The organism is Flavobacterium silvisoli (assembly GCF_004329815.1).
GTDB classification, from domain to species: Bacteria; Bacteroidota; Bacteroidia; order Flavobacteriales; family Flavobacteriaceae; genus Flavobacterium; species Flavobacterium silvisoli.
Genome location: NZ_SJPE01000005.1, coordinates 46,254 through 60,053, shown reverse-complemented (window position 1 = coordinate 60,053; position 13,800 = coordinate 46,254). Strand labels below are relative to the sequence as shown.

7 protein-coding genes are annotated in these 13,800 nt (G+C 41.3%); 2 read left to right on the top strand and 5 right to left on the bottom strand.

Going from position 1 to position 13,800, the window contains the following annotated elements; translation table 11 throughout:
• Positions 1-18: 18 nt before the first annotated feature.
• The 4 genes from EZL74_RS05820 to EZL74_RS05805 all read right to left on the bottom strand — a co-directional run bounded on the left by EZL74_RS05820 (position 19) and on the right by EZL74_RS05805 (position 2,742).
• Positions 19-792: a hypothetical protein gene (locus EZL74_RS05820; protein WP_240034567.1), complete on the bottom strand. Its 774-nt coding sequence runs from the start codon at positions 790-792 to the stop codon at positions 19-21.
• 82 nt (positions 793-874) lie between these two features.
• Positions 875-1,693 (bottom strand): 3-deoxy-8-phosphooctulonate synthase, encoded by an 819-nt coding sequence (kdsA, locus tag EZL74_RS05815; protein ID WP_131475660.1) that lies wholly within the window; start codon positions 1,691-1,693, stop codon positions 875-877.
• A gap of 69 nt (positions 1,694-1,762) precedes the next feature.
• Positions 1,763-2,221 (bottom strand): 2-dehydro-3-deoxyphosphooctonate aldolase, encoded by a 459-nt coding sequence (locus tag EZL74_RS05810; protein ID WP_131475659.1) that lies wholly within the window; start codon positions 2,219-2,221, stop codon positions 1,763-1,765.
• Between the two features lie 41 nt (positions 2,222-2,262).
• Positions 2,263-2,742 (bottom strand): DUF4199 domain-containing protein, encoded by a 480-nt coding sequence (locus EZL74_RS05805; RefSeq protein WP_161971706.1) that lies wholly within the window; start codon positions 2,740-2,742, stop codon positions 2,263-2,265.
• Between the two features lie 102 nt (positions 2,743-2,844).
• Between EZL74_RS05805 and EZL74_RS05800 the strand changes: the two genes are divergently transcribed.
• Together EZL74_RS05800 and EZL74_RS05795 are read left to right on the top strand one after the other, a co-directional pair.
• Positions 2,845-3,402: a YeeE/YedE family protein gene (locus EZL74_RS05800; protein ID WP_131475657.1), complete on the top strand. Its 558-nt coding sequence runs from the start codon at positions 2,845-2,847 to the stop codon at positions 3,400-3,402.
• A gap of 3 nt (positions 3,403-3,405) precedes the next feature.
• Complete coding sequence (locus EZL74_RS05795; protein WP_131475656.1) at positions 3,406-3,819, top strand: DUF6691 family protein; 414 nt, start codon at positions 3,406-3,408, stop codon at positions 3,817-3,819.
• On the opposite strand, the gene EZL74_RS05790 is transcribed toward EZL74_RS05795, so the two are convergent.
• Entirely contained in the window at positions 3,820-13,794 is a 9,975-nt protein-coding gene (locus EZL74_RS05790; RefSeq protein ID WP_131475655.1) for a T9SS type B sorting domain-containing protein, read from the bottom strand.
• Positions 13,795-13,800: the final 6 nt, after the last annotated feature.

The window sequence follows — 13,800 nt, the reverse complement described above, 5'->3', positions numbered from 1 at the left end:
TCAATAGCTCAGTGAAAATTATACCTTGAAAACTCCTCCGAAAGCAATGATTCTTTGGAGGAATAAAAAGTGTTGAGAAGCTCTGTCCGCCGGATCGTTGGTGGTTCTGATATCCGGCATGTTAATGTAGCCTCCTTTTAATTCTGCTTGCATAAAAAAGTGTTTGAAGAAGGTTAAGTTCAAACCTAATTTTGCCGAAACACCATAACCCGAAATGTGGAAATCATCATGTCTTTCTTTGCCTAAAAGTGTAGAGTTGGTTTTAGGAAGCAAAATACCTGTTCCGATTCCTTCAGTGATGTTCACCTGGAATTTATCCGTATTGGTAATTGTGAATAATTTTGAAATATCATCTACCCGGCAAAACTCTGTATTGATGTAGTTCAATCCGTCGGTATGTTCAAATTTAAGAAATGCTTCAGTAAGCAATAGTTGGTTATTTGGCAATTGCTCTCCGTAACTTCCCTGATTTGGATAGTAACCGCTGTAATCTACAGCTCTATCCTGATACATCACATATTTCATGTGGTCTAAGCCAATTGAAATGTTGTAGTGGTCATTTATAAAATATCCTATTCTAAGGTTGGTCTGCGGGATGGTCATTCTGGCAGGATTTACATAATCCATTTGCCAACCTTTGGGTTTGTCATGTGCCACTACATCGTATAAAGTGAAATCATAATCATCACCTGTAAAATGAATATCAGATTTGGTAAAACTTTCCCGATTTCCACCCCAAAACACATAAAATTTACCTTTGTTATGTGCCGTATACTTATCCGAGGTAGTCATTTGTTCTTGTGCCGAAGCTAATTGGGTAAGGCCCCAAAAAGTAGAGAGTAAAAGAAATTTATATGTTTTCAAAACAAGAATATTAAAATTGATTAATGGTTTTTCGTATAGCAACTAAACGGGTCATAAGTCCTTCAAAATAATCAAGGTGTAGCATATTGGCGCCATCACTTTTGGCATGAGCCGGATCAAAATGCGTTTCTATAAAAATACCGTCAACACCTACAGCAATTCCCGCTTTGGCGATAGTTTCAATCATATCGGGTCTTCCGCCGGTTACTCCTGCGGTTTGATTGGGTTGTTGTAATGAATGCGTTACATCAAGTACGGTGGTAGCGTAGTTTTGCATGGTAGGAATTCCGCGAAAATCTACAATCATATCCTGATATCCAAACATAGTGCCTCTGTCGGTTACCATAACGTTTTGGTTGTTGCAGTCCAATACTTTTTGTACCGCGTGTTTCATGCTTTCCGGACTCATGAATTGTCCTTTTTTAAGATTGACTACTTTGCCTGTGTTAGCTGCCGCTACCACCAAATCCGTTTGGCGAACCAAAAAAGCCGGTATTTGCAGCATATCAACATATTCGGCGGCCATGGCTGCATCTTCATGAGCATGAATGTCGGTTACAGTGGGAACGTGAAATGTTTCGGAAACTTTTCGGAGAATTTTAAGGGCCTTTTCATCGCCTATTCCGGAAAAACTGTCTATTCTGGAACGGTTTGCTTTTTTGAATGAACCTTTGAAAACATAAGGAATTTGTAGTTTGTCAGTTACACTGACCAATTTTTCAGCAATTCGCATTGCCATTTCTTCGCCTTCTATGGCACAAGGACCGGCAAGAACAAAGAAATTTCCACTATCCGTATTTTTGATTTGTGGAATAGCATTAATATTCATAATATTTAGGATTTAAAAACCGCTAAGTTATGAATAATTTGCTTACTTTCTGAGAGCTATTGTGTTAAGTTATCTTTTAACGGAAAGGCCTAGGGGCACTAATAAATATCCTCTTTCATAAATGTTTAGGTAAAGCTTTACCGGAGTTGATTGCCCCGGCCAGGTCAATTCGTATACATCTAAAAAGCCGGCACCCATTTCGCTTCTCTTAGTGGGAAAAGGACAACAACTTTCTAATTTGGTAAACGTTATTTTTTCGCCTTTGGGTCCGGCTAAAGCATTTAAGAAGCGTTCGGCATTTAGATTTTCGTCTTTGGTGTTTTTATAAAAAACATTGATAGGATAATCAGGATCATACCCGTATTTTTTATCCTTGCTGTATTCGGTCAGTAAAAAAGTATTGTCTTTGGTCAACGTTGGAATCGGAGCGTTATCGTCTACATTTTTCAGAGTAGATTTGGTACTCACACAAGAATTTAAAAGAACAGTTAGTGCAATAAAACAGCTTAGTTTGATTATTTTTTTCATGATAAAATGTTTTTTTGAGATTACACAATAACCGTGCAACTTTATTTTTTTGTTCGAATAAATAATGAAACCAGGGCACCGGTACAAATCCCAAGCGATAAGTTACTGAACGAATTTTGAAACATATAAGTTTTCAGATTAAAATACTGTTGGGCTACTGCCTCGGTAATGAAACCGCTTTTTAATTTGTAGGCAATAATAGTTTCAAAAAAATGAGGGGTGATGCTTTTGTAAATCACGTATTGCGTCAACGGAGTCAATAGTGCAATGATAAACGACAGTATTACACCGCTGACAAATCCCTGCGTCCACGTCATAGTTCCGTTGAAGAAATATTTTTTCTTTTCTTTCAAAGCCATAACAAAGAATAACAAGGCCGGTAATCCGAAAAGGTTGGTGTAAAGGGCATAGTCGGCTATGCGTTCGTCATGCAATCCTACGAATTTTTCACCAATGGCCCAAGCCAGCGTAAGTAGACTAAAGCGAATGGCCCATTTTATTTCAATTGAATAGTTTTTCATTTTTGACTTACTAATTTGGAACCAAAAGTACTTTATTTTTACCAAAAAGGAATAAAGGTATAAATGGTTAATATTGCTATTTTTGCAAAAAAAAAACAACAAATGGAATATATTACTCACACATGGCATTGGGCTATTTCAGGTTTTCTGATAGGTCTAATAATGCTGACTCTTATTTACTTCGGAAAGGTATTTGGAATGTCCTCGAATCTTCGTTCGCTATGTGCCATGACGGGAATTGGTAAAAGAGTGCCTTTCTTTGATTGGGACTGGAAATCGCAACGCTGGAATTTGGCTGTTGTAGTCGGAGCTATGTTGGGAGGACATGTGGCCATTCATTTTTTGAACGATCCTTCCAATGTTACCTTAAACCCCAAAACGGTAGAACAGTTAGCGGTAATGAACATTGAGGCTCCTAACGGAAAAGTATTGCCTGATGCTTTATTCGGTAATCAGGTATTTCAATCACCTAAAATGATTTTAATCTTGATAGTAGGAGGTATGCTAATTGGCTTTGGCTCAAGATATGCCGGCGGATGTACCTCCGGTCATGCCATTTCAGGGATGAGTAACTTGCAATTACCGTCTTTAAAAGCGGTCATCGGTTTCTTTGTTGGCGGATTGATTATGGCACATTTTATTTTACCTCTGATTTTTTAAGCTATGAAATTATTGAAATTTATATTGGTGGGTTTTATTTTCGGAATTGTATTAACCAAAGCCGAAGCGGTTTCCTGGTACCGCATTTATGAAATGTTTCAGTTTCAGTCGTTCCACATGTACGGTATCATCATGGTGGCCATTGCTACCGGAGCAATAGGGATTCAAATCATTAAACGAAAACAATTAAAAGACATTGAAGGTAATCCGATAGTTATACAAGACAAAGAAAAAGGGACCGCTCAATACCTTATCGGGGGGCTATTGTTTGGGTTGGGTTGGGCTATGGTAGGTTCTTGTCCGGGTCCTATTTTCATTCTTCTAGGCTCAGGCTTTTTAAGTGTCGGATTGGTTTTGTTTGGTGCGGTTTTCGGAACTTTTCTATATGGTTTTTTCAAAGATAAATTGCCTCACTAATTACCGTTTGAGCGAGAAATGAGCTTTAAATTCTTTCCATTCTGACCCTTCAGGATATTCTACCTTAAACCAATAATCAGTGGCCGGTAGTTCGTGTCCGTTGTATGTCCCGTCCCAACCATCGCCTGATGTGCTGAGTTGTTTCAGCAATTTTCCGTAACGGTCAAATATGTACAAGCGTGCCGGTTTATTTTCCAGACCGGTCACATTCCAGGTGTCGTGGTAAGAATCATTATTAGGCGTGAAATAATGCGGATAATCTATCGTTTGAATATCGACCAAAACAATTTCTCCGCAGCTGTTATTTGTTTTAACATCCCGAATAGTTATGGTATGCGGAGCAGATGATAAATTTTGAAAGATGTTGCTGCTTTGGAATGGACCGTCATCCAAACTGTATTCATACTCCCCAAATCCAAAAACATTGACTGTTACCGTTTGGTTGTCTTCAAAAGCATTACTGATTGTATAGGCCGGATTTGAAGCCACAGGAGGTCCCGATTGGATTACCGTAAAAGTATTTGAGACAAGAGAAGTACAGCCTAATAGAGGAGGATTGTTGCTCGTGGCTGCAACTGTATAGTTTCCGGGAGCAGCAGTGTTTACAAGATGTGTCGGTCCGGTTGCATTCGGAATTACCGTGCCGTTCAATGACCAGGAAAAAGTATAGTTATTGTTAGTTATACCACTGTTCAATTGTGTTCCGCTGATTAGCGTATTGCTGCCATAAGCTACACAAATGGTATCGCTTTCAGAGGTAATTATGGGTTCAGCCAGTTTCTCAACAACCAAAACGAACCGGGCTAACTGGTAACATCCAGTGGTCATATCTTCTACCCGAATCCAAAGCGTATGAGTATATGCCTGATAATTAATTAAATCTATTATCGCGTTAACCCCATTTTGTGCATCGGATAAATTGTTATAAAAAGTTGTGTTCACATTGGTTTGACTACCAATAATTCCGCTGATGTAGGTGCTTAAATCTAAAGTATAGAATCCATCATTAACTCCATCCGTGTCACAAGTTTCAAAATTGGCCGGAGCGGTAGCGGTTGGTTTCGGATTGACTTTGATGGTAAAACTGCCAACAGCACTTTTACATCCGGTGGTTGTATTGGTAATCTGTACAAAAATGAGTTGCGGGTTGGTTATGTTGGTGTAATTTGAAGGGGTATTAATGGGTTGTGTTAAAGTACTGTCTTCATAAAATCGTATGCTGTAATTTGACGTGGGTGTAGTTTGATTACCTGCTAATAATGCGGTTGTTTGTGAAGTTAAATCGAAGATTTCAATACCATCGTTGATACCCGAAGGATCGTTTTCGCATATCTGATAATCCGAGACAGCGGCTGCCACCGGTAATGGATTAACAATAAAGCCCTGTTGTACTTCTTTGTAGCATTTTCTTCCCATATAATCAGCAAAAACCTTGCTTGATACAGCTACATAAACGTATTGGATTTGATTAATAGTGATGCCTGCAATAGAGGCATCACCAACGGTAGCTGAACCGGGGTTTACTATTTCGTTGGTGTTGTTAACCAAATCTGTATGTGATGGAAAGTAATGCAGCTCAACATTTGGATCACCATTCGTAATGTAGTTTTGGTAAGTTGTTAAGTCAAAAACAGCCACATCCGACCCGGCAACGGTTTCACATTGAGCAGGCAAAACCATTTCCGGAACAGTGATATGCGGGTTATTAGGTGTCGGAATAGGTAAAACCCTAATGTCTAATGTTGTATAGCTTCGACAGCCTTGAGCATTTGTAACCATAACGCCCAACGTTTGTACGGCAGGTATTGTATTGGTATATGCCGTCGGATTCGGAATAGGAATACTCGAAGCTGTTACAGGATGACTCGGATAATAGGTCACAATCATGTTGGGCTGCCCTTGAGTGATTTCACTGTTTTTTACAGTTAAATCGAAAACAGTATATAAGTTGTTGGGTACATTGTCATCGTCACACATGTTAAGCGGTGTAGGCGTGGTCAAAGCCAATGGCGGATTGATTAACAATTCAAACCAACCAATGGCAAAACAATAGGTGCTGTTATTTTCTATTCTAATCCAAATGATTTGATGGTTAAACCCGGTATAGCTGGTGGTATTGATGATCGGATTCAGTCCGGAAATCGCATTAGTTTGTGTCGTGTAATAGGTAACACTATAACTCGAGGCCGGTAAGTCTTGCTCAGCCAATACCAAAGGAGTAATCTGTGTTAAATTAAAAACCATCGATTGGTTTTGCGGATTATTGTCTTGATCACACTGAATCACTGAATCAATGTTTACAGGGATTTCAGGTTGAGGATCAACATGCAGTTCAATCGGAATCACACTTCGGCAACCGTTGGTATTATCAACCGCAGCAGCGTAAATAAATTGCACAAAGGGATACAGATTAAAATACGGACTCACCAAAGGATTATTTCCTAATTCCGCATCGGTAAGAGTTTCATGATACGTTATTGTATAATTTGCCCCTTGCAGAATATCGGAAGTCAATGTGTTTAAATTAAAAGCACTGATGCCATCCTGATTGGTATCACAAATGGTATAAGGCTCATCCGGGGGAATCGGACTCGGTATAGGTTCAACGCGTATGTCAATAGTAGAAAGAACAAAACATCCACTGTCGTTATTTTCTAATCTAATCCACAACGTTTGTACGGCAGGAACAGCATTGGTATAAAGCAACGGTAATTCATTTATTCCGGCCAAAGCATCTGCCTGACTGAAATAGAACGTTACATTCACTCCAGTTTGCCCCATCAGAATATCCGGAATTTTAGAGCCTAAATCAAATATCTCATATTGGTCAGGCAAAGAAGTATCACAAAGACTGTAAGGAGTATAACTTGGCTGCATAGTGGTTGGCAACGGATCGACTATCAGCTGTAAAGTAACAATATCATAACAACCGGTAGCGATATTTTCAACCCTAATCCATAACGTTTGCGCGTTAACAGTCTGGTTGGTGAAGTCAACAAGGTTAGTAATCGGATTGGTTTCGGATGTAGCATCTGCTAAATTAGTGTAGTAAACAATACTATGAGTAGCCGGATTTATGGAGCCCATTACTTCAGAAGTGATTGTTGTCAGATTGAAATTGGCAAAGCCATCATAATTGTTGTCACATACATGATAGTCATTCGGTTTTTGGGCTTCCGGTGTTGGGTTTACAATCAGTTCCAAAGTGATAACTTTATAACACATAGGTGTTTCAACTGATTCGACTCTTATGTAAATGATTTGATGGTTTTCAAAAATATTAGGGTAAGCCGAAGGATTAGGAATGACTGTCCCATTGATCTCAGCGTCTGTTATCGTTTCATGAAAGCTTACCGGATAAGGATTTCCACCGGTTATGACAGGAATTACCTGCGTTAAATCAAAAACGCCGAAACCGTCATTATTAGGATCGCAATAATACAATGGCGGAACCGAATTTGATTGTGGTAAAGCATAAACGGTTATGGTTAATGTTGTCGGTGTAATACATTGTCCTGCCGTCGGATTGAAGGTGTAAGTTGTTGTTGCGGTATTATTGAGAGCAGGAGTCCATGTTCCGGTATAACCGTTGTTGGAAATAATAGGTAACGCCGATAATGCATCTCCCGAACAAATTGGTGCGATAGCATTGAAGGTAGGTATTACGTTGGGAATAACTGTGATTGTCAGTGTGGTTGAAGTGGCACATTGCTCTATTGCAGGAGTAAAACTGTAAGTTGTTGTAACGGTATTATCCAATGCCGGAGCCCACGTTCCGGTGAATCCGTTGTTTGAAATGGTGGGCAAAGCCGATAAAGTTGCTCCCGAGCAAATCGATGGAACAGCTGTAAAAGTGGGAGTTAAGTTTGAATTTACGGTTATCGTCAAAGTTGTCGTTATGGCACACTGCCCCGTTGTTGGAGTGAAAGTATAGGTGGTAGTCGCCATGTTATTCAAAGCCGGTGTCCAGCTTCCGGTGTATCCGTTATTAGAGGTAGTAGGCAAAACCGATAAGGTGCCTCCTGAACAAATTGGAGTCACAGCCGTAAAAGTTGGTGTAATGTTAGGGTTAACGATTATAGTTAAAGTAGAGACAGTAGCACATTGACCCGCAGTTGGAGTAAAGGTGTAAGTTGTAGTAGCGGTATTATCCAGAGCTGGTGACCAAGTTCCGGTAATACTGTTATTTGACGTTGTAGGTAAAGCAGATAACGCAGCTCCGGAACAAATAGGTGACACTGCTGAGAAGTTAGGTAGAATGTTCGTAACAATTGAAACGGTTGCTTTTACAAAACACCCATTCTCATCTGTATAAGTTATTGAAGACGTTCCGCCACTAATTCCGGTTACTAATCCTGAATTATCTACTGTAGCGACGGCTGTGTTTGATGAAATCCAAGGGTTAGCTGACGCAGGAGTCCCAACTCCTGTTAATTGTGAGGAACTGCCGCTACAGAATGTCAGATTTCCGGAAATGGTAGGTTTCGGATTAACAGTTATGGTTAAAGTAGTGGGAGTAGCACACTGTCCCGCAGTAGGGGTAAAAGTATAGGTTGTTGTAGCGGTATTATCCAAAGCCGGATCCCAAGTTCCGGTATACCCATTGTTGGCTGTGGTTGGCAAGGATGATAAAGTTCCGCCAGAGCATATCGGGCTTACAGCCGTAAAGGTTGGAGTAATATTCGGATTAACAGTTATTGTTAATGTTGCCGAAGTTGCACATTGTCCTGCGGTAGGGGTGAATGTATAAGTTGTGGTATTAGTATTGTCTAAAGCCGGTGACCAGTTTCCTGTATATCCATTGTTTGAAGTAGTAGGAAGAGGTGTCAAAGTACCTCCCGAACAAATAGGAGTTACTGCCGTAAAGGTAGGAGTAATGTTTGGATTAACAGTCACAGTTAAGGTTGTAGTGGTTGCACACTGACCAACCGTTGGAGTAAAAGTATAGGTAGTGGTAGTGGTAGCTGTATTGTTTAAAGCCGGAGACCAAGACCCTGTGTATCCATTAGTAGAAGTGGTTGGTAAGGGTGTTATAGTTTCTCCTGAACAAACTGGCGGCACGGCTGTGAATATTGGTGTAACGTTAGGATTAACCGTGATGGTTAGTTTTTTGATATTGGCACACTGTCCTGCAGTAGGCGTGAAGGTGTATGTAGTTGTTACCGTATTGTTCAGGGCCGGTGACCAAGTTCCGGTAAAACCGTTGTTTGAAGTGGTTGGTAAAGCTGATAAGGTAGCTCCAGAGCAAATTGGAGCAACAGCTGTAAACGTTGGTGTGATTTTCGGATTAACGGTTATGGTTAAAGTAGTTGTAGTGGCACATTGACCGGAGGTAGGCGTAAATGTATAAGTTGTAGTGGCCGTATTGTTCAATGCCGGAGACCAGGTTCCGGTATATCCATTATTTGAAGTGGTAGGTAATGGTGAAATTGCTGTTCCTGAGCATATAGGTGCTATGGCTGTAAACGTTGGGACAACATTCGGATTAACAGTGATAGTTAAAGTGGTAGTCAAGGCACATTGTCCGGCATTAGGTGTAAAAGTATAAGTTGTAGTATTAGTGTTGTCTAAAGCCGGTGACCAAATTCCGGTTATGCTGTTAATTGAAGTTGTTGGTAATGCCGTCAAAGTTTCTCCGAAACAGATTGGTGCTACTGCGGCAAATGTCGGCAGTATGTTAGTAGCTATTGTTACTGTTGTAGTGGTTGAACAGCCGTTGCTGTCGGTGTAAGTGATGGTCGAAGTTCCGTTGGAAATACCACTTACCAAACCGGTGCTGCTTACGGTTGCCACACTGGTATCGGAAGAAATCCAAGGGTTCACAATTGCTGGTGTTCCTGTACCGTTAAGTTGTGAGGAGCTTCCGTTACAAAAGGTTAAGCTCCCACTGATGGTTGGATTGTTATTGACATTTACCGTTATTGTTGTTGAGGTAGCACATTGTCCTATTGTCGGGGTAAAGGTATAAGTTGTAGTTGTCGTATTATTCAAAGCCGGAGACCAGCTACCTGTGTATCCATTGGTAGAAATATTGGGCAAAGCCGATAAAGTACTTCCCGAACATATTGGCGCAACGGCATTAAAAGTCGGGGTAATATTTGGGTTTACAGTTACAGTCAAACTTCCGGTAGTGGCACATTGTCCTGCCGTTGGGGTAAAGCTATAAGTTGTAGTAGTGGTATTGTTCAATGCCGGAGACCAACTGCCCGTAAATCCATTGGTTGAAGTTGTAGGTAATGTACTAAGTGTTCCTCCTGAACAAATGGGCGGTATTGCGGTAAAAGTTGGAGTAATATTCGGATTGATGTTTATTGTCAATGTAGTTGTTGTGGCACACTGTCCCACGGTCGGAGTGAAAGTGTAAGTTGTAGTGGTTGTATTGTTTAATGCCGGCGACCAAGTTCCGGTAAAACCATTGTTGGATGTAGTCGTTAATGCACTCAGCGTTCCTCCTGAACAGATAGGAGCTACTGCCGTAAATGTTGGAATTGTATTTGAATTAACTGTCACGGTCAAAGTAGTTGTAGTAGCGCATTGCCCCGTTGTAGGTGTGAAGGTATAAGTTGTCGTTGCTGTGTTGTTCAATGCCGGTGACCAAGTTCCCGTGAAACCGTTGTTTGAAGTGGTTGGCAAAGCCGAAAGAGAAGCTCCTGAACAGATAGGTGCTACTGCTGTAAACGTTGGAATAACGTTATTATTAACCGATATTGTCAAGGTAGTGGTTGTAGCACATTGACCAACCGTTGGAGTAAAGGTATATGTGGTTGTTGAAGTGTTATTAAGTGCCGGTGACCAAGTTCCGGTAAAGCCATTATTAGAAAGAGTTGGTAATGCTGATAAAGTTGCTCCTGAACAAATTGGAGCTATAGCCGTAAAAGTAGGTACAATATTAGGATTGACGGTTATTGTCAAGGTAGTGCTTTGAGCACATTGACCGGTATTTGGGGTAAAAGTGTATGTTGTAGTGGCGGTATTGTTTATAGCGGGTGTCCATGTTCCTGTAATGCTGTTATTAGAAGTATTGGGCAAAGCCGATAGAGTACTTCCTGAACAGATAGGAGCAATTGCCGTAAAGGTTGGAATTATATTAGTAGCTATTGTTACGGTAGTTGTGGTTGAACAGCCATTGCTGTCGGTGTAAGTAATGGTCGAAGTTCCGTTGGAAATACCACTTACCAAACCGGTGCTGCTTACGGTTGCCACTCCGGTATTAGATGAAATCCACGGATTGACTGTTGCGGGTGTTCCTGAACCGTTGAGTTGAGATGTACTACCGTTGCAAAATGTCAATGTGCCTGTTATGATTGGGTTACTGTTGACTGTAATAGATGTAGTAGCGGTTGTAGCACATTGCCCGATAGTAGGGGTAAAGGTGTAAGGTGTTGTGGCAGTGTTGTTTATGGTAGGTGACCATGTTCCGCTAATCCCGTTGTTGGAAGTTGTTGGCAAGGCAGCTAAAGCAGCTCCGGAGCAAATAGGCGCTACAACTGTAAATGTTGGGGTAATGTTGGGATTAACAGTAACCGTCAAACCGGTTGAAGTTGCACACTGCCCTGAGTTTGGTGTAAAAGTATACGTTGTTGTAACAGTATTGTTTAAAGCCGGTGCCCAAGTTCCTGTGATTCCATTGTTTGAAGTAGTTGGTAACGCTGTTATTGTTGCTCCTGAACAAACAGGAGTTACTGCCGTAAATGCAGGAGTTACGTTTGGATTTACCGTTATGGTCAAAGTTGTGATAGTCGCACACTGCCCCGCAGTTGGTGTAAAAGTATACGTAGTAGTAGTGGTGTTGTTTAATGCCGGGGACCAACTTCCCGTTATACCATTGTTGGAAGTAGTGGGTAGCGGAGTTAATGTTGCTCCTGAACATATAGGAGTGACACCGCTGAATACCGAAGAAATATTTGGGTTAACTACTATGGTTAATGTTGTTAGTACTGCACATTGTCCAACCGCAGGTGTAAAAGTATAGGTCGTAGTAGCTGTATTATTAAGTGCTGGTGACCACGTACCGGTGATACCGTTGTTAGAAGTAGTTGGTAATGCGGCTAATGTTGCCCCGGAACAAATAGGTGAGACAGCCGTAAAAGTTGGGGTAACCGGTGTGTTTACAGTTACCGTAACCGTATCAGTAGTGGTACATCCGGTACCATTACTGGCGGTTAAAGTATAAGTTGTGGTTGAGCTCGGGCAAACCATAGGGGTTAATGTAGTAGAATTGGTCATGGCTGTTGTAGGTGACCATGTGTAAGGCGGTATATTGTTGTTAAAAGTTATGGTCCAACCGGTTATATTTCCGGTTATTGCCCCGGCATCATCTCTTACGAAAAGCTGCCAGGTTCCGTTAGCATTGCATCCGTTTAATAAACTGAAAGCTTGTTCTGGGGCATAAGTTCCTGTAAAAGGAGGAACTCCTGAAGTAATTGGATTAACGGCTGTAGGCGTAAAACAAGTATTGGTATAGTTGTCGCCCGAACCACCATTGTCGGTTGATAATTCTATTTGGGTTCCGTTAGGACATACCAAAAAAATGTCTACATCAGCGTCCCAGGCATGGGCAATAGACAAACAAACGGAGGCGATTGATGTGTTGTTAATTGTTGCAGGAATGATTCCGCTTACAGCTACAGGTGAATAAACACCAGTGGTACTGTTGTCAGGAATAGCATAGGTGTTATTGTTGGAAAATGAAAACGGTTCAATGGCACCGAGTGCATTAGTTGATCCGTTTAATGTTGTACATCCGCCAGAGCAGACAGGAGCTGCAGTTCCCGCATCTACAATCGGTAAGGGTTTTACAGTAACCGGTAATGTAATAGCATTTTGACATCCACCGGGTACAGCCGTCAATAACAGTGTCACATTATAGGTTCCGGCACTGGCATAAGTATGTGACGGATTCTCCAATGTTGAGGTAAATCCATCACCGAAGTTCCAATTGTATGTATAATTTCCGTTAGTGGTATTTGTGAATTGTGTAGGCGAACCTATACAGACAGTTGTTGCAGTAAAAGAGGGATTCGGACTTGTGACGGTAGCTGTCGTCCCGGTAAAATCAAGAGTAAATCCTGCCGATGAAGTAGAGGTGAATCGGTCTACAAGGATGGTGTAGGTTTGCCCTGCGGTAACATTGATAGTGGGATTACACTGTGGTCCGGAACATCCCAACCCGGTAACACCACCAGGTCCTGTTGTACCGTTCCAGTTGCATGATATTTCTGTTCCCGGACAGGATGAAGTGGTGTTGAAAACCGCAAAATCATAATCGATGACCGAATTTGGGGTTATAGCAAATTGCAATATCCCGGATGTAGCAACCGTAAAGCTGTACCAATTAGAAGAACGTTCTCCCGGAGCCCCAAAACAAGAGGGGCTTTCCTGATTGATTCCCACACTACCGGTTCCGTTCGGAACCGATATACTGTTGAGATTACACAATGTTAAGGCAGTCACACAATCTTGAACGGGTAAGGTAGGACCAATGGGTAGTGCTTCTTGTGCGCAAATGCCAAATGTACCGGTGGTGTTTCCGTTACCGTCAACCATTAGGTAATACGTGTTTCCAATGGTCAGACCATGCAATACAACATCTGTATGAAATAATCCTGAGGCTGCGTTAATGTCTTCCTGACAGGCGATTTGAGTTAAAGAGCCACAAGATCCGCTGTATACCGCTAATTGAGTGTTGGCTAATGATCCGCTGAAATTGGTTGAAATTTCAATGTCTGCGGTGGTCGCCACAAAAGAAAACCAAACACTATGACTCAAACTGTTAGGTAACCAACAGGAGGGTATTGACGGGTCTCCCACTGAAGTTGCCGCTACATTGGTATATAAAGTTGAGCTACAGCTCCCGACAGTTACTGTTATAGGTGTGGCAGATGAACAAGCATCATTAGCAGGTTGTGCATAAAGTATGTTTGAAAAACCGATAAGATTTAAACATAAGAGTGCCTGTAAAATTAACGTCTTCATCCCCGT